The sequence below is a fragment of the Mesorhizobium sp. M7A.F.Ca.MR.148.00.0.0 genome (assembly GCF_003997735.1).
GTDB lineage: Bacteria > Pseudomonadota > Alphaproteobacteria > Rhizobiales > Rhizobiaceae > Mesorhizobium.
Window position 1 is genome coordinate 1 of the sequence record NZ_RZTB01000092.1, and the last position, 24295, is coordinate 24295.

The following is a 24295-nucleotide window of genomic DNA, read 5'->3' on the forward strand; positions in this document are numbered from 1 at the left end:
AGAGCGTCCTTCTCCCCGTATAGTGACGGGGAGAAGGACGCTCTTATTCGCCGGTTTCGCCAATCATCGACGTCGCAGGAAGAGCCACCCACTTTCCCCAAGCTTAAAGCCCCAGTTCAGTCCGCAATTCCTCGGCGCTGTTGATGACGACGGCGCCGGGCGGGCCTTCCATCGGCTTTTCCGGCCAGAAGATCGTCTTCATGCCCGCCGCCAGTCCCGCCATGGCGCCCGGCCAGCTGTCGTCGATCGCCACGGCGTGCGTAGGGTCGACATCGGCCAGATAGGCGGCGCGCAGGAACGGCTCGGCATGCGGCTTGCCTTCGCGCACATCGTTGCGGCTGATCGTCTTCATGCCGGGGTAGATCAGGCCGACCATGCTCAGATTGGCGTCGACGATCATCCGGTCCGAATTCGAGACCACGGCCTGCTGGATGCCTCTTGCACGTAGCTCGTTGAAGATCTCGATCGCGCCCGGGCGCGGCTTCAGCCCCTCGACCAACGGCAGATAATGCTCGTATTTGCGCACGATCCAGTCGTCGAAAGGCAGGTCCAGGCCGAACTCGTCGCGCATCATCTCGTAGACCGGCCAGGCGGCGACACCGAGCACGCGCTCATGCAGATCGTCGGGCGGGACAAGGCCGACATTGCGCATCGCCGCCATCAGGGCTGCTTCGTGCAACGGTTCGCTGTCGACCAGCGTGCCGTCCATGTCCCAGAAAACCGCTTTCGGCATCATGTGAGGCTCCTTTTTGCCATCCCTTAAAGGGTTTGAGCCGGGAGATAAACCTTCGGGATCGAAGAACGTGCCGCCTGCCGCGGCCGCGGCCAAGTCTCTTTGGCGACAGAGACTTCGTGGGAGAAGAAAAACTGGGCCGTGCTTACGTCGATGAATAGCAAGCAATTGCCCCCGAGATTGACAATTGCGCAGCAGGCTGTTCCCTGCGAAAGTGGGCATGGGCCGCTCTCATGACCGGCGGTCTCGGGAGGCAGGACTTTGAATAGCCGGCAGGATGGTGGCAGCAACAGGCTGGACGATGCGGCGCGCGCCGGCTGGCTTTATTATGTTGCCGGCAACACACAGGACCAGATCGCTTCGACGCTCGGCATTTCGCGGCAAACGGCGCAGCGGCTGGTATCGCTGGCGGTGTCGGAGGGCTTGATCAAGGTTCGCGTCGACCATCCTATCGCCAACTGCCTCGATCTGGCGGCACGGCTGAGATCGCGCTTTGCGCTCGATCTGGTCGAGGTGGTGCCGAGCGACCCCAATTCGTCCTCGACCACGATCGGCATCGCCGAGGCGGCTGCCGCCGAGATCGAGCGGCGGCTGCGGTCACCGACCCCGATCGTCATGGCGATCGGCACCGGTCGCACGCTGAAGGCGGCGATCGAGCAGTTGCCGCCAATGGAATGCCCGCAGCACAAGGTGGTGTCGTTGACCGGCAACATCTCGCCGGACGGCTCGGCCGCCTTCTACAACGTCATCTTCACCATGGCCGACAGGGTCAAGGCGCGCTCCTTCCCGATGCCGCTGCCGGTCATCGCCTCGTCGCCTGAGGAGCGCGAGATGCTGCTCAACCAGCCGATGATCCAACCGACGCTTGCGCTTGCCGCCGAGGCCGACGTCACCTTCATCGGCATCGGCGACCTCGGCCCCAAGGCGCCGCTCTACGAAGACGGCTTCATTTCGGAGAGCGAATTGAAGGCGCTGCAGAAGGCCGGCGGCATCGCCGAGATCGTCGGCTGGGTGTTCGATAGGGAGGGCCGCATGATCGAGGGCATCACCAACGACCGGGTGTCGTCGGCGTCGCTTCCGTCACGCGAGAAAGCGCTGGTCATCGCACTGGCCATGGGCGAACGAAAGCTGCCAGGCATCCTGGCGGCCGCGAACCGGCGGCTGATCAACGGCCTCATCACCGATGAACGGACCGCCGCCGCCCTGCTGGCCAACATCTGACCGGAACCACAACTGATTTGCGATAAAACCAACCGCGCTAGCTGTGCCGCCCGAAAGGGTCATTGCCATCGAGAAAACCGAGATCGCGCTGCAGATGCGGCGACAGGTCCCTGATGTCGAGATGTGCTCGTTTTTTGGCCGCGAACCAGCCGAATCCATCCGTCAGCCACGAAAACCAGCGGTGATCCGGTGCGGGAGTGCATTTTTGCTGCGCCATGGTCATGATCGTCAACCTTCGCTATCCTGAACCCGAATGACGGGTTGACTGGGAATGTCGGTCTTGACGGCGGCCTTTGCCAATCGAACGTCGATAAGGACCCATAAGGAGGCTTTATGCCGGACCTGAGCTCTCGGCAGGTTTCACAGCTTCCGCCGCTGCAGGCGATCCGGGTGTTCGAAGCGGTGGCGCGGCATCTTTCCTTCACCAAGGCGGCCGAGGAACTTGCCATGACGCAAGCGGCGGTCAGCTATCAGATCAAGGTGCTGGAGGAACGGGTCGGCGCGCCGCTGTTCCTGCGCCGACCGCGCCAGATCGCACTCACCGAGGCTGGACAGCGCCTCGCGCCGGCGGTCAGCGAGGCCTTTGCCATTCTCGGCCAGGCCTATGCCGCGGCGCGTGGCGGGGCCGACGGCTTGCTGTGCGTCACGACGGTGCTGACATTCGCCTCGAACTGGCTCGCGCACCGGCTGGGGTCGTTCCAGATCGCCCATCCAGCGCTGGCGGTGCGGCTCGAAACGTCGAGCCGCCTGACCGACTTTGCCCGCGAGGATACCGATATCGCGATCCGCTCGGGCGGCGGCAAATGGCCGGGCCTGGAGGCGCACAAGCTGCTCGATGCCGACTTCACGCCGATGCTGAGCCCGAAACTCGCAGCGACCATCGGCGGCGTCAGGGAACCGGCGGACCTGTTGCGGCTGCCGATCCTCGATCCCGGCGACATCTGGTGGACGCAATGGTTCGAGGCTGCCGGCGTGCATTCGCACGATCTTGCCAAGCGGCCCGGCAGCAGCATGGGGGCGCAGGCCTATGAGGCCAATGCGGCGATCGCCGGTCATGGCGTCGCGGTCCTGACCAGGGCGCTGTTCAAGGCGGAACTTGCCGACGGGCGCCTGATCCAGCCTTTCGATCTGGTTGGCGACGACGGCCATGCCTATTGGCTGGTCTACCCCGAAGCGCGCCGCAACGTGCCGAAGATCCGTGCCTTCCGCGACTGGCTGCTGGCCGAGATCGCCTGCTGACCGGCAAGCTTTCGGGCTGCACCTGGTTTTCGCAGATCTATCCGCTGCTGCCGCACTGTATCCGGCCGGGACGCTCCTCGTCCTGGCAATGTCCGCTCGTCCCGGCCTGCGGTGTCGCCCGGGTGCTGCGCTGCAGCATCGAATCCGACTTGACATAATTCACGCCAAGTGAGTAATTGCCCAAAGCCAAGGCAAATGCTCATCTTGGTTCAAGGGAGGAATTGATGAAACTTCGCACGCTCACCCTGGGCTTGTTGTCGGCCAGCACGCTTGCGTTCGCCGCACACGCCGAATCCATCACCATCGCCACCGTCAACAATGGCGATATGGTCCGCATGCAAAAGCTGACCGAGGACTTCACCAAGGCGAACCCCGACATCCAGCTCAACTGGGTCACGCTCGAGGAAAACGTGCTGCGCGAGCGCGTCACCACCGACATCGCCACCAAGGGCGGCCAGTACGACGTGATGACCATCGGTACCTATGAGGTTCCGATCTGGGCCAAGCAGAGCTGGCTGCTGCCGCTCGACAAGCTCGGCGACGACTATGACGCCAAGGACATCATCCCGGCCATCGCCGGCGGCCTTTCGGTCGACGGTAAGCTCTATGCCGCGCCCTTCTACGGCGAAAGCTCCTTCGTCATGTACCGCAAGGACCTGATGGAGAAGGCTGGGCTGAAGATGCCCGACGCGCCGACCTGGGATTTCATCAGGCAGGCCGCCGACAAGATGACCGATCGCGCGAATGGCGTGAACGGTGTCTGCCTGCGCGGCAAGGCCGGCTGGGGCGAGAACATGGCCTTCCTGACCGCCATGTCGAACTCCTTCGGCGCGCGCTGGTTCGACGAGAACTGGAAGCCGCAGTTCGATCAGCCGGAATGGAAGAACACGCTGCAGTTCTATGTCGACCTGATGAAGGCCGACGGCCCTGAGGGTGCGTCCTCCAACGGCTTCAACGAAAACCTGGCGCTGTTCCAACAGGGCAAATGCGGCATGTGGATCGACGCCACCGTCGCTGCGTCCTTCGTCTCCGATCCCAAGGCATCGCAGGTCGCAGACAAGGTTGGATATGCGCTGGCACCCGACAATGGCCTGGGCAAGCGCGGCAATTGGCTGTGGGCATGGTCGCTGGCGATCCCCGCCGGGACGCAGAAAGCCGATGCCGCCCAGAAGTTCGTCTCCTGGGCGACCAGCAAGCACTATGCCGAACTGGTCGCTTCGAAGGAAGGCTGGGCCAACGTTCCTCCGGGCACGCGCTCCTCACTCTATGCCAATGCCGAGTACCAGAAGGCGGCTCCGTTCGCCAAGATGACGCTGGACTCCATCAACGCCGCCGATCCGACGCATCCGACCGTCAAGCCGGTGCCCTATGTCGGCGTCCAGTTCGTCGCCATCCCTGAGTTCCAGGGTCTTGGCACCACGGTCGGCCAGCTCTTCTCGGCGGCTCTTGCCGGCCAGTCGAGCGTCGACGATGCCCTGAAGCAGGCCCAGGACGCTGCCACCGCGGCAATGACCGAAGGCGGATACATCAAGTAAGGCTCCTCCCGGTGCCGACTGCCGGTCGCCTCCTGACCGGCAACGGCCGCCCGAGTTCCCAGTTCGGGCGGCCGCCTTTAACGCCTTTTGAAAATTCCGTCTGACCAGTGAAGGGTGACGTCATGGCTACTCAGCAGACCCGTTCGCTTGCCCGTTTCATGATGGCGCCATCCGTGGTGCTGCTGTTCGTCTGGATGATTGTGCCGCTGGTCATCACCATCTGGTTCTCCTTCCAGCAGTACAATCCGCTCAATCCGATCCGCGACGGCTTTGTCGGCTTCTCGAATTACGCGCTGTTCTATTCCAACCCGGCCTTCCTGCAATCGATCCTCAACACGCTCACCCTGGTGGTCAGCGTGCTCCTGATCACGGTGATCGGCGGCATCCTTCTGGCGCTGCTGATCGATCAGCCGATGTGGGGCCAGGGCATCGTGCGCATCCTGGTCATTTCGCCGTTCTTCGTCATGCCGCCGGTGGCCGCATTGGTGTGGAAGAACATGATCATGCACCCGCAATATGGGGTGTTCGCCGACATAGCGCGCTTCTTCGGGGCCCAGCCGATCGACTGGTTCGGGCAGCATCCGATGCTGGCGATCATCATCATCGTCGCCTGGCAATGGCTGCCTTTCGCCACGCTCATTCTCTTGACCGCGCTGCAGTCGCTCGACGGCGAGCAGAAGGAAGCCGCCGAGATGGACGGCGCCGGCTTCATCAGCCGCTTCATCTACCTGACGCTGCCGCACATGTCGCGCGCCATCACGGTCGTCATCCTGATCCAGACGATCTTCCTTCTCTCCGTCTATGCCGAGATCCTCGTCACCACCAATGGCGGCCCGGGATACGCCTCCACCAACCTGCCCTTCCTCGTCTACCAGAAGGCGTTGCTGGAGTTCAAAATCGGCCAGGCATCCGCCGGCGGTGTGATCGCCGTCATTCTCGCCAACATCGTTGCCTTCTTCGCCATGCGCGCCGTCGGCAAAAACCTGGACAAGTAAGGGAGGCTACGATGGCACGCTCAGTCACCACCCAGCACAAGACGATTGCGACAGTTGCCGCCTGGATCGTCGCCCTGCTGATCTTCTTCCCGATCCTCTACACGATCATCACCTCGTTCAAGTCGGAGCAGGAAGCCATCCAGGGCTTCAGCATCATCCCGTCGGGAACGTTCGAGAGCTATGCCGAGGTTCAGGCGCAGAGCGGCTACTTCAAATTCTTCTTCAACTCGGTGCTGCTCTCGGTCGGCTCGACCATCCTGGCCCTGCTCGTCGCCATACCGGCGGCATGGTCGATGGCCTTCTCCCCGACCAAGCGGACCAAGGACATCTTGATGTGGATGTTGTCCACCAAGATGATGCCCGCGGTCGCGGTGCTGTTCCCGATCTACCTGATCTTCCGCGATACAGGACTGCTCGACAGCCGCATCGGCCTGATGATCATGCTGATGCTGATCAATCTGCCGATCGTGGTGTGGATGCTCTACACCTACTTCCGCGAAATCCCGGGCGAGATCCTGGAAGCGGCGCGCATGGACGGCGCATCGCTGTGGAACGAGATCATCTATGTGCTGACGCCGATGGCGGTGCCGGGCATCGCCTCGACGATGCTGCTCAACATCATCCTGGCCTGGAACGAGGCGTTCTGGACGATCCGGCTGACGACGACGGAAGCAGCACCGCTGACCGCCTTCATCAGCTCGTTCTCCAGCCCGCAAGGCCTGTTCTGGGCCAAGCTCTCGGCCGCCTCGACACTGGCCATCGCGCCGATCCTGATCATGGGCTGGTTCAGCCAGAAGCAGCTGGTGCGCGGCCTGACATTTGGTGCGGTCAAATAGTTGGTGGCGCGGTGAAGTAACGGAATTGCCCGAAGCAATCGGCAGAAATAACCCCTCGGGGAGGAAATCATGGGAAACATCACGCTCAAGAACGTCTCCAAATCCTTCGGAGCGACGTCCATCATCCCCGGTCTCGACCTGGTGATCGAGAATGGCGAGTTCGTCGTCTTCGTCGGCCCGTCGGGTTGCGGCAAGTCAACGCTGCTGCGGCTGATCGCCGGGCTCGAGGACACCAGCGGCGGCTCCATCAACATCGACGGCCGCGACGTCACCGGCGAGGCACCGGCCAAGCGCAAGCTCGCCATGGTGTTCCAGTCCTACGCGCTCTATCCGCACATGACGGTGGCCAAGAACATCGGCTTCCCGCTGAAGATGGCCGGCGAGGACAAGGCGACGATCGACAAGAAGGTGGGAGACGCGGCGCGCGTGCTCAACCTGACGAACTATCTCGAACGCCGGCCCGGCCAGCTTTCCGGCGGCCAGCGCCAGCGCGTCGCCATCGGCCGCGCCATCGTGCGTCAGCCGACCGCCTTCCTGTTCGACGAACCGCTGTCCAATCTCGATGCGGCACTGCGCGGCACCATGCGGCTGGAGATCAGCGAGCTGCACCACCAGCTCAAGACGACCATGATCTACGTCACCCACGACCAGGTCGAAGCCATGACCATGGCCGACAAGATCGTCGTGCTGAACGCCGGCAACATCGAGCAGGTCGGCTCGCCGATGGAGCTCTACAAGACGCCGAAGAACCTGTTCGTCGCCGGCTTCATCGGCTCGCCGAAGATGAACCTGATCGAAGGCACGCCGGCTGCCAAAAACGGCGCCAAGACCATCGGCATCCGTCCCGAACACCTGGAGATCTCGACCACGGCGGGCGAATGGAAGGCGGTCGTCGGCGTCGCCGAGCATCTCGGCTCCGACACCTTCCTGCATGTCCAGGCCGATGGCGTCGGCCCGCTGACGGTGCGCGCCGACGGCGAACTCGGCGTCCATCATGGCGACACCATCTATCTAACGCCCGACAAGGCCAAGCTGCATCGCTTCGGCGCCGACGGAAAGGCGATGTGAGCATGAGACTGGCCGGCAAATCCGCGCTGATCACCGGTTCGGCCCGCGGCATCGGCAGAGCCTTCGCCGAAGCCTATGCCGGCGAAGGCGCCACCGTCGCCATCGCCGACATCAATCTCGAGGCGGCGCAGAAGACGGCCGCCGAGATCGGCGGCAGGGCCTATGCGGTCAAGCTCGACGTCACCGACCTCGCCTCCATCGAGGCGGCGGTGAAAGCCGTCGAGACGAAGACCGGCGGCCTCGATATCCTGATCAACAACGCCGCTCTGTTCGATCTGGCACCGATCGTCGAGATCACCAAGGCAAGCTACGACAAATTGTTTTCCGTCAATGTCGCCGGCACGCTGTTCATGCTGCAGGCAGCCGCCCGCTCGATGATCGCCGCTGGCCGGGGCGGCAGGATCATCAACATGGCGAGCCAGGCCGGACGACGCGGCGAGGCGCTGGTCGGCGTCTACTGCGCCACCAAGGCCGCCGTCATCTCGCTGACCCAATCGGCGGGGCTCGACCTGATCAAGCACCGGATCAACGTCAACGCGATAGCCCCTGGCGTCGTCGACGGCGAACACTGGGATCACGTCGATTCGCTGTTCGCCAAACATGAAAACCGCCCGAGGGGCGAGAAGAAGAAACTGGTTGGCGAGGCGGTGCCGTATGGCCGCATGGGCACGGCACAGGACCTCACCGGCATGGCGGTTTTTCTCGCCAGCAGCGACGCCGAATACATCGTCGCCCAGACCTACAATGTCGATGGCGGCCAGTGGATGAGTTGAGGGCGGGGGACGGCCTCTGCTCCTCGTCCCTCCGCGGGGAGCAGAGGCCGACATCAGCGGGCGCGTAGCCAGTGCCACCCCTTATCCTCTCCCTGACCGGGAGAGGAGCATAACGAAGGCCTAGATCCGGCCAAAGGGTAAAACAGATGACCGTGAAACTCTCGTCCTCAAACCTCTCCAAACTGCCCGCTGAGGTCGCCGGCCCGAAGTATGACCGCGCGACATTGACGGCCGGCATCGTGCATTTCGGCGTCGGCAATTTCCATCGCTCGCATCAGGCCGTCTATCTCGACGATCTGTTCAATTCGGGCATCGGCCATGACTGGGCACTGATCGGCGCCGGCGTGTTCGACGGTGAAAAGATCGGCCGCGGCAAACTGGAAGAGCAGGACTGGCTGACCACGGTGGTCGAGCAGGACAGCGGCCATATGAGCGCCCGGGTCACCGGCGCCATGATCGACTTCCTGATGCCCGGCGATGCGGCCGGCGTCATCGAACGGCTGGCCGACCCGGCCATCAAGATCGTTTCGCTGACCATCACCGAAGGCGGTTATTTCATCGATCCGGCATCCGGCGTGTTCAACCCGACCCACGCCGACATCGTCGCCGATGCGCAGCCCGGCGCGACACCGAAGACGGTGTTCGGCATCATCCTTGCCGGGCTGGTGCGGCGGCGCGACGAGGGCACCGTGCCGTTCACGGTCATGTCGTGCGACAACATTCCCCACAACGGCCATGTCACCTCGGACGGCGTCATCGGCTTGGCCCGTTTGATCGACGAGGATCTGGCGAACTGGGTCAGCGAGCATGTCGCCTTCCCGAACGGCATGGTCGATCGCATCACGCCGGGTACCACGGACCGCGAACGCGGCATCCTGGCCAAGGATTTTGGCCTTGAGGACAACTGGCCGGTGTTCTGCGAGCCGTTCCGGCAGTGGGTGCTGGAGGACCATTTCACCGGCGGCCGGCCGCCGCTGGAAAAAGTCGGCGTGCAGTTCGTCAAAGACGTTGCGCCCTATGAATTGATGAAAATCCGCATCCTCAATGGCGGCCACGCGACGATTGCCTATCCGGCCGGCCTGATGGACATCCATTTCGTCCATGAGGCGATGCAGGAGCCACTGGTGAGCGGTTTCCTGGCCAAGCTCGAACGGGAGGAAATCATCCCGACCGTGCCGCCGGTGCCGGACACGGTCCTGGAAGATTATTACCAGCTCATCGAGAGCCGCTTTTCCAATCCCAAGATCGGCGACACGGTGCGCCGGCTCTGCCTCGACGGCTCCAACCGCCAGCCGAAATTCATCATCCCGACCATCTCCGACCGGCTGAAGGCCGGAAAGAGCGTCGCGGGCCTGGCGCTGGAATCGGCATTGTGGTGCCGCTACTGCTTCGGCACCACCGACAGCGGCGCCGTCATCGAACCCAACGACCCGAGCTGGGACCGGCTGCAGGCGACGGCAAAGGCGGCAAAAGATGCTCCCGCCGCCTGGCTCGCCATGGAGGACATCTATGGCGATGTCGGTCGCGCAACGGCGTTTGTCGAGGCCTTCGCCCATGCGCTCAACGTGCTGTGGGCGAACGGCGCACGCGCGACGCTGACGCGCTACCTCGCCGGCAAGCTCTGAGAGCCATTCGCCGCCATGACGCCTGAACTGGTCATCTTCGACTGCGATGGCGTGCTGGTCGACAGCGAGGCGCTCTCCGTCTCGGCGCTGCTCGGCATGGTCAAAGTCGCCGGCGGCAGCGTCAGTGAGGATGCCGCCTACGAGCATTTCCTCGGCAGGAGCATGAAAAGCGTGCGCGAGATCCTCGGCCGTGACTTCGGGCTCGATATCACCGACCTGCACCTGACCGAGATGCGCGTCCAATTGATGCGCAAATTCCGCGAGGAGCTGAAGCCGATCGCCGGCGTCAAGGAGATGCTGCCGAAGCTTGGGCTGCCGTTCTGTGTCGCGTCCTCGGGCACGCTCGACCGCATCCGCTACGCGCTCGACGTCACCGGATTGCTTGGGCTGATGGAGCCGCATCTGTTCAGTGCCACCATGGTGGCCAAGGGAAAGCCGGCGCCGGATCTGTTCCTGCATGCCGCCGCCAGCATGCGGGCCCATCCGCGCAAATGCCTCGTCGTCGAGGACAGCCCGGCCGGCATCATTGCTGCGCGCGCGGCGGGGATGCGCGTGTTTGCCTTCACCGGCGGCTCGCATGCCGGCAACCCGACCTTGAAAGCGCGGCTTGCGTCGAGTGAGCCGGACTTTATATTCGCTGACATGCTGCAATTGCCCGATCTGATTGCAGGCCTGGGAGCGAGAGACAGAGCATCTTGACGAAACAGTTCGTTTGCGCGGTCGATGTCGGCACCGGGAGCGCTCGCGCGGGCATTCTCGACACCACAGGCACCTTGCTCGGCCGCGCCGAGCGGCCGATCGCCATGAACCAGCCGAAGCCCGATCACGCCGAGCATGATTCGCGCGATATCTGGTCGGCCGTCTGCACCGCCGTGCGCGCTGCCCGCGAAAAAGCCGGTGTCGAGCCTGAGGACATTGTCGGCATCTCCTTCGATGCCACCTGTTCGCTGGTGGTGCGCGACCGGCAAGGCAGCCAGCTCAGTGTCTCGGTCACCGGCGACAAGCGCTGGGACACCATCGTCTGGCTCGACCACCGCGCCATCGCCGAGGCCGACGAATGCACGGCAAGCGGCCACGCCGTGCTGAATTACATCGGCGGCGTCATGTCGCCGGAAATGGCGACGCCGAAGCTGATGTGGCTGAAGCGCAATTTGCCGGAAACATGGAATGAAGCCGGCTATCTATTCGATCTCACCGATTTCCTGACCTGGCAAGCGACCGGCTCGCTGGCCCGCTCGCAATGCACGCTGACCGCCAAATGGACCTATCTGGCGCATGAGGAGACAGGCTGGCGGCGTGATTTCTTCGAACTCGTCGGCCTCGACGATCTTTTCGAGCACGGCAGCCTGCCGGAAAAGGCCAGTCCGGTCGGCGCCGATATCGGTCGATTGACGGCGCAAGCGGCGGCCGAGCTTGGGCTGAGCGAGAAATGCCGGGTCGGCGCCGGGGTCATCGATGCTTATGCCGGCGCGCTTGGCGTGCTCGGCGGCTTTGCCGACAACGAACACGACATCGGCCGGCATTTGGCGCTGATCGCCGGCACGTCGAGCTGCGTCATGGCGATGTCACCGGATCCGCAGCCCTTCGCCGGCGTCTGGGGGCCGTATTACGGCGCGGCACTGCCCAGGCTGTGGCTGTCGGAAGGCGGCCAGTCGGCGACCGGCGCCCTGCTCGACCACATCATCCGCTGGCACGGCGCCGGCGGCGAGCCGGATGCCGCCATGCATGCGAAGATCGCCGGGCGTGTCGCCGAGCTGCGCGCCACCGAGGGCGACAACCTCGCCGCAAGGCTGCATGTGCTGCCCGACTTTCATGGCAACCGCTCGCCGCTCGCCGATCCGCATGCCGTCGGCGTCGTCAGCGGGCTGACGCTGGATTCCTCCTTCGACAGCCTGTGCAAGCTCTACTGGCGCACCGCCGTCGGCATCGCGCTCGGCGTGCGCCACGTGCTGGAGGCGCTGAACGAGAACGGCTATCTGATCGACACGCTGCACGTCACCGGCGGCCACACCAAGAACCCGCTGCTGATGGAACTCTACGCCGACGCCACCGGCTGCACGGTGATCGAGCCGCTGGCCGACGAGGCGGTGCTGCTCGGCACCGGCATGATCGCCGCCACCGCGGCCGGGCTGTTTCCCGACCTCAACGCGGCCTGCCTTGCCATGCAGCAAGGCGGCCGGACGCGCCCGTCGAACCCGAAATCAGCAGGGCGTTTCGAGCGCGACTACAAGGTTTTCCTCGAGATGCACCGCCAGCGGCGGATGCTGGACGCGATCCGGTAGAGCATTTGGGCCGGTCGCTGGCTCAATCCGTTCCCGTCCCTCCTCCCTTGCCTTCATGTCGCGTTTCGTCCAGAAGCTGACGCAAACGCCGCGAAACCGAAGGTTTTGCCGTTTGACATGCGGCTTCCGGCTTCTGGTCGACGTGCCGTAGCTGGAAAGAGCGGAACAATGTCTGCGATCGAAGCCGGCGCTCACGCGCCGGAAAATCTTTGGCGTCAGGAAATCAGGGCGACGCTGGCGCTTGCCTGGCCGATGGTGCTGACCAATCTCGGCCAGACCGCGATGACTGCCACCGACGTCATGATGATGGGTCGTCTGGGGCCGGATACGCTGGCCAGCGGCGCGCTTGGCGCCAACCTTTATTTCATGCCGCTGATCTTCGGCCTCGGCCTGATGCTGGCGACCTCGCCGATGATCGCCACCGAGCTCGGCCGCCGCCGCTATTCGGTGCGCGACCTGCGCCGCACCGTGCGCCAGGGCCTGTGGCTGGCGATCCTGATCTCGATCCCGATCTGGCTCGTGCTTTGGCACGGCGAGGGCATTCTATTGGCCATGGGCCAGGACCCGGCGCTCGCCCGTCAGGCCGGCATCTATCTGCGCTGGCTCGAATGGGCGGTGCTGCCGTTCTACGGCTATATCGTGCTGCGCTCGTTCATCTCGGCGCTGGAACGGCCGGGCTGGGCGCTGGTCATCGTCTTCGTCGCCGTCGCCTGCAACGTCTTCTTCAACTGGGTGTTCATGTTCGGCAATCTCGGCGTGCCGGCAATGGGCATTGCCGGGTCGGGCCTTGCCACCTCGCTGTCCTCAGCGCTGATGTTCATCGGCATGGCTGCCGTGGTGATGCTGGAGAAGAAGTTCCGCCGCTACCGTCTGTTCGGCCGCTTCTGGCGGTCCGACTGGCCGCGCTTCAAGGGCCTGTTGCGGCTCGGCCTGCCGATTGCCGGCATTCTCGCCTTCGAGGTGACGATCTTCAATGCGGCGGCCCTGCTGATGGGCCTGATCGACGCGGATTCGCTGGCCGCGCACGCGATCGCCATCCAGATCGCCTCGATCTCCTTCATGGTGCCGCTCGGCCTCAACCAGGCGGTGACGGTGCGCGTCGGGCTTGCGCACGGCGCAGGCAAGCCGGAAGGCGTCTCGCGCGCCGGCTGGACCGCCTTTGTCATCGGCGTCTCGTTCATGGCGCTGATGGGGCTGGTGATGATCCTGTGGCCGCATCCGCTGATCAGCGCCTTCATCGATCTGGGCAATCCGGCCAATGCCAGGGTGATCGCGCTTGCCGTGTCGTTCCTGGCCTTTGCCGCGCTGTTCCAGGTCTTCGATGGCGCGCAGGCGGTTGCCGCCGGCATGCTGCGCGGCCTGCACGACACCAAGGTGCCGATGATCTATGCCGCGATCGGCTATTGGGGCATCGGCCTGCCGCTCGGCGTGCTGCTCGCCTTCCATTTCGGCCTGCATGGCGTCGGCATCTGGATCGGCCTGTCGACGGGGCTGGCCGTGGTGGCCGCGCTGCTTCTGGCGCGCTGGCTGCGGCGCGACCGGTTGGCGCCGCCGCTGGAGTTTGGGCATTGAAACAGGACAGCTGCCGGTTTGGCGGCCGCTATGTCCCAATATTGTAGCTGATTAAGCGGCGCCTGCAGAAACGTTCGTGCCGTGAGCCGGCGCTTGGCACCGAGGCAATGAACGTCTTGGCCGAGAGCGGAACTATGTTCCCTTCACGATTCTCGGCTTGCTCGGCCGGCGGGATTGAGCTGCGCTCTCGAGGGCCTGGGCCAACCGCTTCTCGTCTTCGATGGCGCGATCGACTGCCTCAATTTCTTCCTGGAGCGCCTTCAGCTCGGCTCCGTAGCTGGAGCCATCGCTGTCCCCTATCTGAAAGCCACTTGCCCGCATTGCATCGCGGGTATGGTGCACGTTGCGGACTCCTTCGCGTCGGGTTGCGACCAGGATTTCCCGGAACTCTCCAAGACGTTCAACGTGATTGCGAGTCATTGCGTTCTCCTATTTCGTCGTCATCGTCGCCGACGGCGATTCAGAACGGCTAAAAACTACGGCGCAGACCGTTTAAGTGAATACAGGAGATACTCTCGACAAAGCATGAGTGCGGAAGCTCAAATTTGAACGTCTTGCAACAAGTTGGAGCGCGGCAGCGGAGATGGCTTGGGACCCGAGCCGGTCGGCGCATGGGTAACCCGGCCGTCCTCGGACCGCGCTTCAGCTTGTTATCTGTTCGGCGACAGCTTCTTCGAGGCCGGCCGCGGCTTGAGCGGCGAGACCGCGCGCCGCCGCCTGTGAATCGTAAAACTCCTCGAGCGCATGAACCGTGCCCCACCGCAGCGTGAACACGTGGAGACCACGGTTGATGTAGGATGTATCGCCGTTGAGCAGGGTTGCGGTGCCATCCCACTGGGCAAACACGGTGGTATGCCACGGGCAGCCCTTCACCCAGACGTGGTTGACCGTGAGATGGAGAGTGGGCAGAACACGGCCGAGGCGCTCGAACCAGCGGCGCAGGGCTTGCTTGTCGTGGCGCTCCCCACCAAGCGCGTGGGCGCCACCAACCCGGTGATGGACATGCGGCGCGATGGCCTTCACCGCCGCATCCCAGCGATGGTTGTTGACGTCGTCGAAGCTCTGCCGGATCGATTTCTCGACAAAATAGCTGTAAAGCATGTGACCTCTCTCCGAACTTATTGGTGGCGCGCCGTTCCGACGCGAGAGCCCCGGCCAGCATCGCGCGGCCGCGGGCCTGCGCGTCAGGTCAGGGCATTGTCGCGTCGGCTCGCAGGGATGTGTCAGTCTCGGTCGAGACCGTCACTTCCTTACCGGACCTTGAGAACGCGTAGAGCGAGCCCGGGTAGCCCGGTATGGAAAACGACACGGCGTCACTGTTGGCGAGGCCCATGACAACCCGCAGCGGATCACCCCCGGCCTTCGGTGCGAAAGTGGCGGTGACCTCAAGCAGGTCGCCGTCCGGAACGTAGTAGGCCACCATGTCCAGGTGTCCCTGGTGCAGGCTGCCGCCTTCGATCGGGCGTCCTATGGTGGCTTCTTCGGCAAGAGCCGGGGTTGCAAGAAACAGCGCGGCCAGCAGCGAGGCGCTCAGGGTTTTGCGGATCATCTCATTTGTCCTTTTTTAGATTGCGTTCACCCTCTATATAGGGTATAGATTACGAATGCAATCTAAAAAAGGAGATGACGATGCGTGTGAGTCGCACTCAGGCCGCGGAAAACCGCGAGACCGTGATCAATGTGGCAAGCCGGCTTTTCCGGGAGCGCGGCTTTGACGGCATCGGCCTCAAGGACCTGATGAAGGGTGCCGGGCTGACCCAGGGCGCCTTTTACAAGCAATTCGAGTCGAAGGACGATCTGGCGGCGCTGGCGTCCAGGCGGGCGATGGAAAGCGCCACCCACAAATGGTCGGCCGCGACCGCCGCACATCCTGGGAGCCCGCTCGACGGGGTGATCTCATTCTACCTCAGCATGGATCATCGCGGGGAAAAGATGGACGGCTGCCCGGTCGTTGCGCTCGGTTCGGATGCAGCCAGGCAGGGTGCCGAGGTGAAGGCGTCATTCGAAGCCGGCATTAAGGCGTACCTTGAGATGCTCGGCGGTTGGGTTGGCGAGGGCGACAGCGAAAAGGCCGGCAACAAGGCAATGGCCGTTCTCTCGACGATGGTCGGCGCGGTGGTGCTCTCGCGGGTCGTCAACGACCCCGACCTCGCGCGGGCTTTTCTGGATGCGGCGGCCGATCAGGTTCGCGAAGCAGTCGCCCCTTGAACGGCGCGAGCAGTGCCGCCGGCACACCAAGGACAGGAGAGCAGATGCAACGGATTGTCGTCACGGGCATGGGAGCGGTCACGCCTCTTGCCGCCAATGTCGAAGCGTCCTGGTCACGCCTGCTTGCCGGCCGGTCGGGCGTTCGCAGGCTTCCGGACGATGTGGTGGGAGAGCTGCCGGTTAAGATTGGCGGCGTGGTTCCCTCCCTGGGCGAAGATCCGGAGGCTGGGTTCGATGCCGATGCCGTCCTGTCCGCGAAGGATCAACGCAAGGTGGACCGGTTCATCCTCTTTGCGCTGGCCGCGGCGGAAGAGGCGCTCGCGCAGGCGCAATGGAAGCCTGCCCTGGAAATGGATCGCCTGCGTACGGCCACGATCATCGCTTCAGGGGTCGGCGGGTTTCCCGCCATCACCGAGGCGGTGCGCACGGTGGACCTGCGTGGCGCCCGCCGCCTGTCTCCCTTTACGGTGCCATCCTTTCTGGTAAACCTCGCGGCGGGCCACATCTCGATCCGTCATGGTTTCAAAGGTCCACTCGGCGCACCGGTGACGGCATGCGCGGCGGGCATCCAGGCGATCGGCGACGCCGCCCGCCTGATCCGCGCGAACGAAGCCGACATCGCCGTGTGCGGCGGAACGGAAGCGTGTATCAACACCGTCAGCCTCGGCGGTTTCGCCGCGGCGCGTTCTCTTTCAACCGGCTTCAATTGGGCGCCGGCTCAAGCCTCGCGCCCTTTCGACATATCGCGGGACGGCTTCGTCATGGGCGAAGGAGCCGGCGTGCTGGTCATCGAGGCATTGGACCACGCGTTGGCGCGCGGCGCAAAGCCGTTGGCTGAGCTCGTCGGCTACGGCACGACCGCGGATGCCCACCACGTCACCTCCGGACCAGAGGACGGCGACGGCGCGCGCCGGGCCATGCAGATCGCGATTGCCCAGGCAGGGATTTCGCCACGCCAGGTTCGTCATCTCAATGCGCATGCGACATCCACGTCAGTCGGCGACCTGGGTGAGATCGAAGCGATCAAGAGCGTGTTCGGGCGCGATTTCGCGATAGCTGTCAGTGCCACGAAATCGGCGACCGGACATTTGCTCGGAGCGGCCGGCGGGCTTGGTGCGATCTTCGCAATCCTGGCGCTCAGGGATCAGGTCGCCCCGCCAACCCTCAACCTGGGCGAGGCCGATCCGGCCGGCGACGGAATCGACTTCGTCGCAAACGCGCCCCGGCCCATGGAGATGGAGTACGCGATCGCCAATGGCTTCGGCTTTGGCGGCGTGAATGCCAGCGCCCTGTTCAGACGCTGGAACTAACCGGTTGCCAGACGCAATCATGACCAACGCCCTTTGCCCCGGCCTCTCATGCTTTTCCCAATCCGATCCAACGCAAAGAAGGATATGATTCCCATGAACAAGACTCCTGGCGTCGCCCTGGTCACAGGGGCATCTTCCGGCATCGGGCGCGCTACCGCCGATGCCTTGCTAGGCGCCGGCTTTCGCGTCTTCGGAACCAGCCGTCGCGCGGCCTCCCGGCCATCCGCCGGCGTGACCATGCTGACCTGCGACGTGACCGACGACGCGTCCGTTGCGACAATGGTCGATGACGTTCTGGCCAAGGCCGGACGCATCGACCTGCTTGTCAACAATGCCGGCATGGGCCTGTTTGGCGGCGCGGAGGAGTCTTCGACCGCCCAGGCTAAGGCGCTGTTCGACGTGAACGTCTTCGGCGTCTTGCGTGTGACCAACGCGGTTCTGCCGGCAATGCGACGCCAAGGGAAGGGCAGAATCGTGAATTTGAGTTCGGTGCAGGGGTTCATCCCCGCTCCCTATTTCGCACTCTACTCGGCGACCAAACATGCCATCGAGGGTTATTCGGAGTCGCTCGATCACGAATTGCGCCCGTTCGGCATCCGCGTTTCGCTGGTGGAGCCCGCCTATACCCGCACGGCATTCGAGGACAATCTTGCCGCCCCCGACCGGTCGCTCGAAATCTACGATTCCGCGCGCGCCGGGATGACTGTATCCGTGCGGAAATCGATGGAAAAAGGCGATGCGCCCGAAGTGGTCGCCAACACCGTTTTGGCCGCAGCGACCGATCCTGCGCCGAAGAAACGCTATGCGGCGGGAAAAATGGCGCGCCAGATCAGTTTCCTGCGTCGTTTCGTCCCCGCGCCCGCATTCGACAAGAGCCTGCGCAAGCAGCTTGGGCTGCCGGCCTGAAATCGAGCGCTGCCTTGGCGCGTCAGCGAGCAGCCGCCTGTTTCTCGAGCCTGCGGGCGTATTGCGTCAGCGGAAAGCACATGACGAAGAAGATCAGAGCCACCAGCCCGTAGACCTTGAACGGTTCGAAGGTCGCATTGTTGATGGCGTTGGAGGTCCGCACCAGCTCCTCGAAGCCGATGATCGAAGTGAGCGCGGTCGATTTGATCAGCTGAACCAGGAAGCCGACGGTGGGTGCGCGGGTGATCGAAAAGGCCTGCGGCAGGATAATCAGCCTCAGCTCCTGCAGATAGTGCAGGCCAAGGCTTGCGCCGGCGTCCCATTGCCCCAGGGGTAGCGCCGCGACGCCGGAGCGCCAGATTTCGGCGAGATAGGCGCTGGCGAAGAAGGTGAGGCCGAGCGCCGCCGCCGTCCAGGGTTCGATGCGCAGGCCGAGCATCGGCAGCCCGAAGAACATCAGGAACAGCTGCATCAAGAGCGGCGTTCCCTGGAACAGGGCGATGTAGCCCGAGGCTATGCGCCTGCTCCACTTGTTCTTGGCGATCCTGAAGAACAGCACGATCAGGCCGACGATGCCGCCGCCGATGAAGGCGGCCAGCGATAGCAGCACCGTCCAGCGGGCGGCGAGCAGCAGGTTGCGCACGATGTCCCAGGAGGTGAACTCGATCATGATACGCCGGCTCCGAGCGCACGGCGCCCGCCTGACACCAGCAGCCGGCGCAAGGCCATCGACAGAGCGAGATAGACCAGCGTCACGACGAAATAGGTCTCGAAAGAGCGGAAGGTGCGCGCCTGCAGCATGTCGGCCTCGTAGGTCAGTTCACGCACGGCGATCTGCGACACCACGGCCGACTCCAGCATCATGATGACGATCTGGCTGGTCAGCGCGGGATAGATGATCTTGAGTGCCTGCGGCAGCACGATCTTGACGAACACCTGGCGGGGCCGCAGCCCAAGCGCGAGCGCTGCTTCCGTCTGTCCGCCGGGCACGGCGTCAAGCCCGGCGCCGACGATCTCGATCGTGTAGGCCGCCATGTTGAGCGTCATCGCCAGCATGGCGGCCAGGAGCGGGTCGAGCCGGATGCCGAGGCTGGGCAGCCCGAAAAAGATGAAGAACAGCTGCACCAGGAACGGCGTGTTGCGCATCACCTCGACGTAACAGGCGATTGCCCGCTTGAGCAGAACCGGGCCGTTTCGTCGCCCCGCGGCACCCAGGATGCTGAGCAGCGTTCCGGCCAGCGTGGTCACGGCGATCAGCAGGATCGTCGTGGCCGCGCCGTGCGCGATGTCGCCCAGAGCACCCGGGAGCCAGGCAAAGGCCACGGAAACTCAATCCTTGAGGTTTTCGGGATTGAGCGGCGTCTTCAGCCAGGCTTTCGAGCTTTCGTCCAGCTTGCCGTCGGCCAGCATCTTGGCGATGGCATCGTTGACAGCCTTCTTCAGGCCGTCCTCATTCTTGTTGAGCCCGATATGCGAAGGCGAGGTCAGAAGCTGGAACTTCTGCTCCGGCTTCAGCGCATCCTGCTTGGCCAGCACCTGCGCGCCGACATCGTTGCCCACGACCATCAGCTGCGTCTGGCCGGAGATGAAGGCCTGGATCACCGAATTGTAGTTGTCGAAGCGCTTGATGTCGGCCGACGTCGGTGCTGCCTCGGTGAGCGAGGTGTCTTCCAGCGTGCCACGATTGACGGCGATCGACTTGTCGGCGAGGTCTTCCTTGCCCTTGACCGTCAGAGCCGCCGGACCGATCACGGCGATGTAGTAGGGCGCATAGGCGGCGGCGAAGTCGATGACCTGTTCGCGTTCCTTCGAGTAGCCGACGCTCATCAGGATGTCGACGCGCTTGTCGTTCAGATACGGGATGCGGTTCTGGCCGGTGACGGCGATGGGGTTGAGCTTCACCTTGAGCGTATCGGCAATGTATTGCGCGACATCCATGTCATAGCCCTTGAGGCTCATGTCGGCGCTGGCCGAGGAGAAGGGCGGAAAGTCGGCGAAGACGCCGACATTGATGGTGCCGGCCTTGGTGATGTCCGCCAGCGCATCGGCGCTAGCGGCCTGAATTGAGAGGCCGAAACCGGCTGTGCCAAGCATCAGCACGGCGGCGATCGAGGCAAATGTCTTGCGGATTGTCATTGTTATTCCCCTGTCTGGACGCTTGTTTGTTGGATACGGCCGCCGGCTCCAGCGCGGCGGCCGCCTTCGTTCGGATTGGTAGAGGTCAGGATCCCTTGCCGGTGACAGCCGGGCTGAACACCATCAGGCTCAATATCTCGAACAGCACCTGTGCGGCGGCGTGCGCCGTGTTGGTGGTCGCGTCATATTGCGGCGCCACCTCGACGACGTCGCCGCCGACTATGTTGAGGCCCTTGAGGCCGCGCAGCAGTTCGAGCACTTCGCGTGTCGTCAGCCCACCGACTTCCGGCGTGCCGGTGCCGGGCGCGAAGGCCGGGTCGACGCTGTCGATATCGAAGGAGACATAGGTCGGGCCGTCGCCGACTATTCTGCGCGCCTTCTCGATGATGGCCGGAATGCCGAGACCGGTCACCTCCTCGGCATGCACCACGGTCATGCCGGACTCATAGGTGAATTCCCACAGATATTCGGCCGAGCCGCGGATGCCGATCTGGATCGTGCGCGTCGGGTCGAGCACGCCGTCAAGCACCGCGTTGCGGAACGGGCCGCCATGGTGGAACTTGGTCATGTCGAACAGGCCACTGGTGTCGCAGTGGGCGTCGATATGGATCAACCCGACCGGAGCTTTCTTGCCGACGGCCTTCAGGATCGGATGGCTGATCGAATGGTCGCCGCCGATCGAAAGCGGGATGACGCCGGCATCGACGATCTGGTTGGTGCGGCGCTCGATATCCTCATGGCTTGTCTCAAGCCGGTAGCGGCTGCGAAACGGCGTGTCGCCGATATCGGCGACCCGGAGCTCATGTGTGGGCGCGCATTCCAGAACGTGATTGTAGGGGCCGATGCGCTCGATGGCACGCAGCGCTCGCGGCCCGAAGCGCGAGCCTGGCCTGTTGGTGACGCCGAGGTCCATCGGCACGCCGATCATCGCCACCTGCAAATCGCCGAAATCCGGATTGTCGGCCGATATTTCGCGGTACGGCGCGGCGAGGAAGGTCGGGATGCCTGAATAGGGCGCCAGCCGCGTGCCGCTCTTGGAGAAGATCTTATCGGCGACCTTGCGGAATTTCGGGTCGAACATCTCGCCGCCATGGCTGTCACCATATTTGCGACGCAACGCGTCGAGCTTGCCGCGATCATATCCCATGTCCGCTCCTCCTGGGCTGATGCAGTGCCGCCGCGGATGACGCCTGCGAACCGACCGTCATCCGGCCGGGCCGCTGTCCCGCTGGCTGCCTGCAGATTTCACGTCTTGATGCTGTTCCAGGTTCAGTGTCCGGCAGCGGCATTGAAAAATCAATTGATATTGTTAGGGTGTTTTCTGTGAGAAAATCTCACAATAAAGTTGATACCCATGACCAAGCGCCTGCCACCGCTTAATCCACTGCGCGCCTTCGAGGCAACGGCCCGACATGGCTCGCTGACCAAGGCGGCCATTGAGCTGAATGTCACCCATGGCGCCGTCAGCCATCAGATCAAGGCGCTCGAGCAGTCGCTCAGTGTCAAGCTGTTCGAGCGGGCCGGCCAGCGGGTCAAACTGACACCGCATGGCGCGGAGCTTCTGCCGGCGGTGTCGACCGCCTTCGACGGCATCGCCGCCGCCACCCAGCGCATGACAAGGCCGGCGAGCAGCGGCACACTTTCGGTCTCCTGCGTGCCGGCGCTTCTGTTGTTGTGGATGACACCGCGGCTCGGCAGTTTCATGGCGCAATATCCCGACATAAGGCTGACGCTTATCCCTTCCAACGATTCCAAGGATTTGCGGGCGCCCACCATTGATGTCTGCGTGCATTATGGCGACGGCAGCTGGACCGATTGCTGGATGCGCAAATGGTCGGGCCTCGAACTGTTTCCCGTGGTCAGCCCGACCCTGATCAACAACCGGCCGATCCGCAGCGTCAGGGATCTCGCCGACCATGTCTTCCTGCATGGCGATGACGGCCGCGAATGGCACACCTGGCTGGCGGCCGCCGAAGCGCTGGACCTAGAGCGGGGTCGCCGCCATCACCTCGGCGATGCGCGCATGGCGACCGAAGCGGCGGTGCATGGCCATGGCGTGGCGCTGGGCGACTCCGTGACGGCAAGTGCGCTGCTGGCCAGGGGCATGCTGGTCGCGCCGTTCAGTCTGTCGGTGCCGGCGGTCGACGATTTCTATGTCGTCTGCCGCAACGAGATGCGGGCGACACCGATCGTGCAGGTGTTCATCGACTGGCTGTTCGCCGAGAAGGCCGGGGATGACGGGCGCGCCGACGCCCCTGTGGCCGGCCGCATCGTCAGCCGCCGCAAGCGTCCGGCGCTCAGGGTGATGGGCGGAAAATCCGCAAGTTGATGCCAAGCTCTGCGCCACCGCATGCAGGCAGCTCTTTTTGTCGGGCCAGCCTGAAAGCGGGCAGCGTTCTGGCCGATTCGATGCTATGAGGCCTGTCGCGATTGTGGATGGCAGGCAGCGAAGGCGGTGTTGAGACATGGCTAAGACCGATATTGCGCGGCGCGTCTACAACCACACCTGGAAGCTCGACCCGATCGTGCGCAGCCTGCTCGACACAGATTTCTACAAGCTTTTGATGCTGCAGATGATCTGGGGCATGTATCCCAAGGTCGACGCAACCTTCTCGCTGATCAACCGCACGACTTCGGTGCGCCTTGCCGACGAGATCGACGAGGCCGAATTGCGCGAACAGCTCGACCATGCCCGCACCTTGCGCTTCTCCAAGAAGGAGATGATCTGGCTCGGCGGTAACAATTTCTACGGCCGCAAGCAGATCTTCGAGCCGGAATTCCTCGCCTGGCTGGAAGGCTTCCGGCTGCCCGACTACGAGCTGTCGAAGCGCGACGGCCAGTACGAACTGACCTTCAGCGGGCCGTGGATGTACACCACACTGTGGGAAATCCCGGCGCTCGCCATCATCAATGAACTTCGATCGCGCGCGGCGATGCGGGCGTTCGGGCCTTTCGCGCTCGACGTGCTCTATGCCCGCGCCAAGTCCAAGATGTGGGCCAAGACCGAGCGGCTGAAGGCGCTGCCCGGCATCCGCATCTCGGACTTCGGCACGCGCCGGCGCCATTCCTTCCTGTGGCAGCGCTGGTGCGTCGAGGCGCTGAAGGAAGGCATCGGCGAAGCGTTCACCGGCACCTCCAACGTGCTTCTGGCCATGGACAACGACCTCGAAGCGCTCGGCACCAACGCACATGAGCTGCCTATGGTGTTCGCCGCCCTCGCCGACTCGGAAAAAGAGCTGAGGCAGTCGCCCTACAAGGTGCTGCAGGACTGGCAGCGTTACTATGGCGGCAATCTCTTGATCGTGCTGCCCGACGCCTTCGGCACGGCATCGTTCCTGCGTGATGCGCCGGACTGGGTGGCCGACTGGACGGGCTTTCGCCCCGACAGCGCTCCGCCGATCGAAGGCGGCGAAAAGATCCTGTCCTGGTGGCGCGACAAGGGCAAAGATCCCCGGCAGAAACTGCTGATCTTCTCCGACGGGCTCGAGGTCGAGACGATCGAGGAGACCTATCGCCACTTCAAGGGCAAGGTGCGCATGTCCTTCGGCTGGGGCACCAATCTGACCAATGATTTCGAAGGCTGCGCGCCGACGGAAACCAACAGCCTCGACGCCATATCGCTGGTCTGCAAGGTCACCGAGGCCAATGGCAGGCCAGCGGTCAAACTTTCCGACAATCCGGCCAAGGCGACCGGCGATGTGAAAGAGATCGAACGGTATCTCAGAATTTTCGGCGAGAAGGACCGCGTGGAGCAATTGGTCAAGGTGTGAGGGGTGGGGTTCCTGGATAGTACGAGTTCCCTGGCGCCCCTCTCTGTCCTGCCGGACATCTCCCCCTCAAGGGGGGAGATTGGCAG

Annotated in this window: 25 protein-coding genes; 16 read left to right on the forward strand and 9 right to left on the reverse strand. The window is 63.6% G+C overall.

Annotated features, from left to right (window positions below; all coding sequences use genetic code 11):
- Positions 1-103: 103 nt before the first annotated feature.
- Complete coding sequence (locus tag EOB49_RS25315; protein ID WP_127268412.1) at positions 104-736, reverse strand: HAD family phosphatase; 633 nt, start codon at positions 734-736, stop codon at positions 104-106.
- A gap of 258 nt (positions 737-994) precedes the next feature.
- Here EOB49_RS25315 and EOB49_RS25320 point away from each other — a divergent pair, with 258 nt between their 5' ends.
- Positions 995-1954, forward strand: coding sequence for a sugar-binding transcriptional regulator (locus EOB49_RS25320; RefSeq protein WP_127382575.1), 960 nt, complete (start codon positions 995-997; stop codon positions 1952-1954).
- Positions 1955-1991: 37 nt separating this feature from the next.
- Here the strand turns inward: EOB49_RS25320 and EOB49_RS25325 are convergent, their stop codons facing one another.
- On the reverse strand, positions 1992-2177 hold the full coding sequence (locus EOB49_RS25325; protein ID WP_127318258.1) for a hypothetical protein: 186 nt from the start codon (positions 2175-2177) through the stop codon (positions 1992-1994).
- A 110-nt stretch (positions 2178-2287) separates the two neighbouring features.
- Here EOB49_RS25325 and gcvA (EOB49_RS25330) point away from each other — a divergent pair, with 110 nt between their 5' ends.
- From gcvA (EOB49_RS25330) to EOB49_RS25375, 10 genes are all read left to right on the forward strand, one after another.
- Positions 2288-3193, forward strand: a complete 906-nt coding sequence (gcvA, locus tag EOB49_RS25330) for a transcriptional regulator GcvA (RefSeq protein ID WP_127382576.1) — start codon at positions 2288-2290, stop codon at positions 3191-3193.
- A gap of 224 nt (positions 3194-3417) precedes the next feature.
- A complete protein-coding gene (locus tag EOB49_RS25335; protein ID WP_127268865.1) occupies positions 3418-4728 on the forward strand; it encodes a sugar ABC transporter substrate-binding protein in 1311 nt (436 codons plus the stop codon).
- A 122-nt stretch (positions 4729-4850) separates the two neighbouring features.
- Complete coding sequence (locus EOB49_RS25340) at positions 4851-5723, forward strand: sugar ABC transporter permease (RefSeq protein ID WP_013528414.1); 873 nt, start codon at positions 4851-4853, stop codon at positions 5721-5723.
- An 11-nt stretch (positions 5724-5734) separates the two neighbouring features.
- A complete protein-coding gene (locus EOB49_RS25345; RefSeq protein ID WP_127382577.1) occupies positions 5735-6559 on the forward strand; it encodes a carbohydrate ABC transporter permease in 825 nt (274 codons plus the stop codon).
- A 69-nt stretch (positions 6560-6628) separates the two neighbouring features.
- A complete protein-coding gene (locus EOB49_RS25350) occupies positions 6629-7627 on the forward strand; it encodes an ABC transporter ATP-binding protein (RefSeq protein WP_127382578.1) in 999 nt (332 codons plus the stop codon).
- A gap of 2 nt (positions 7628-7629) precedes the next feature.
- Complete coding sequence (locus EOB49_RS25355; RefSeq protein ID WP_127382592.1) at positions 7630-8400, forward strand: L-iditol 2-dehydrogenase; 771 nt, start codon at positions 7630-7632, stop codon at positions 8398-8400.
- Between the two features lie 146 nt (positions 8401-8546).
- On the forward strand, positions 8547-10025 hold the full coding sequence (locus EOB49_RS25360) for a mannitol dehydrogenase family protein (protein WP_127382579.1): 1479 nt from the start codon (positions 8547-8549) through the stop codon (positions 10023-10025).
- Positions 10026-10040: 15 nt separating this feature from the next.
- Positions 10041-10724: an HAD family hydrolase gene (locus EOB49_RS25365; protein WP_127382580.1), complete on the forward strand. Its 684-nt coding sequence runs from the start codon at positions 10041-10043 to the stop codon at positions 10722-10724.
- Entirely contained in the window at positions 10721-12307 is a 1587-nt protein-coding gene (locus EOB49_RS25370; RefSeq protein ID WP_127382581.1) for an FGGY-family carbohydrate kinase, read from the forward strand. The genes EOB49_RS25365 and EOB49_RS25370 overlap by 4 nt, the downstream gene beginning before the upstream one ends.
- A gap of 168 nt (positions 12308-12475) precedes the next feature.
- Entirely contained in the window at positions 12476-13879 is a 1404-nt protein-coding gene (locus EOB49_RS25375; RefSeq protein ID WP_127382582.1) for an MATE family efflux transporter, read from the forward strand.
- A gap of 132 nt (positions 13880-14011) precedes the next feature.
- Here EOB49_RS25375 and EOB49_RS25380 read toward each other — a convergent pair whose 3' ends face one another.
- The 3 genes from EOB49_RS25380 to EOB49_RS25390 form a co-directional block, all read right to left on the reverse strand.
- On the reverse strand, positions 14012-14299 hold the full coding sequence (locus EOB49_RS25380; protein ID WP_127268438.1) for a hypothetical protein: 288 nt from the start codon (positions 14297-14299) through the stop codon (positions 14012-14014).
- 222 nt (positions 14300-14521) lie between these two features.
- Entirely contained in the window at positions 14522-14980 is a 459-nt protein-coding gene (locus tag EOB49_RS25385) for a nuclear transport factor 2 family protein (protein ID WP_127382583.1), read from the reverse strand.
- 88 nt (positions 14981-15068) lie between these two features.
- A complete protein-coding gene (locus EOB49_RS25390; RefSeq protein WP_127382584.1) occupies positions 15069-15428 on the reverse strand; it encodes a hypothetical protein in 360 nt (119 codons plus the stop codon).
- 80 nt (positions 15429-15508) lie between these two features.
- Here EOB49_RS25390 and EOB49_RS25395 point away from each other — a divergent pair, with 80 nt between their 5' ends.
- The 3 genes from EOB49_RS25395 (at position 15509) to EOB49_RS25405 (ending at position 18303) form a co-directional block, all read left to right on the forward strand.
- Positions 15509-16087 carry a TetR/AcrR family transcriptional regulator gene (locus EOB49_RS25395; protein ID WP_127382585.1) on the forward strand — a complete coding sequence of 193 codons (579 nt, stop codon included), beginning with the start codon at positions 15509-15511 and terminating at the stop codon, positions 16085-16087.
- A 44-nt stretch (positions 16088-16131) separates the two neighbouring features.
- Positions 16132-17397: a beta-ketoacyl-ACP synthase II gene (fabF, locus tag EOB49_RS25400; protein WP_127382586.1), complete on the forward strand. Its 1266-nt coding sequence runs from the start codon at positions 16132-16134 to the stop codon at positions 17395-17397.
- Between the two features lie 93 nt (positions 17398-17490).
- Positions 17491-18303: an oxidoreductase gene (locus tag EOB49_RS25405; RefSeq protein WP_127382587.1), complete on the forward strand. Its 813-nt coding sequence runs from the start codon at positions 17491-17493 to the stop codon at positions 18301-18303.
- A 22-nt stretch (positions 18304-18325) separates the two neighbouring features.
- Here the strand turns inward: EOB49_RS25405 and EOB49_RS25410 are convergent, their stop codons facing one another.
- From EOB49_RS25410 to speB, 4 genes are all read right to left on the reverse strand, one after another.
- A complete protein-coding gene (locus EOB49_RS25410; RefSeq protein WP_127382588.1) occupies positions 18326-18973 on the reverse strand; it encodes an amino acid ABC transporter permease in 648 nt (215 codons plus the stop codon).
- Positions 18970-19626, reverse strand: coding sequence for an amino acid ABC transporter permease (locus EOB49_RS25415; RefSeq protein WP_127320423.1), 657 nt, complete (start codon positions 19624-19626; stop codon positions 18970-18972). The genes EOB49_RS25410 and EOB49_RS25415 overlap by 4 nt, the downstream gene beginning before the upstream one ends.
- A 6-nt stretch (positions 19627-19632) precedes the next feature.
- Entirely contained in the window at positions 19633-20439 is an 807-nt protein-coding gene (locus tag EOB49_RS25420; protein ID WP_127382589.1) for a transporter substrate-binding domain-containing protein, read from the reverse strand.
- Positions 20440-20524: 85 nt separating this feature from the next.
- Positions 20525-21586 (reverse strand): agmatinase, encoded by a 1062-nt coding sequence (gene speB / locus EOB49_RS25425; protein WP_127382590.1) that lies wholly within the window; start codon positions 21584-21586, stop codon positions 20525-20527.
- Positions 21587-21793: 207 nt separating this feature from the next.
- Here speB and gcvA (EOB49_RS25430) point away from each other — a divergent pair, with 207 nt between their 5' ends.
- Positions 21794-22768, forward strand: a complete 975-nt coding sequence (gcvA, locus tag EOB49_RS25430) for a transcriptional regulator GcvA (RefSeq protein WP_127382591.1) — start codon at positions 21794-21796, stop codon at positions 22766-22768.
- A gap of 136 nt (positions 22769-22904) precedes the next feature.
- Positions 22905-24209, forward strand: coding sequence for a nicotinate phosphoribosyltransferase (gene pncB / locus EOB49_RS25435; RefSeq protein WP_127320419.1), 1305 nt, complete (start codon positions 22905-22907; stop codon positions 24207-24209).
- Positions 24210-24295 lie beyond the last annotated feature (86 nt).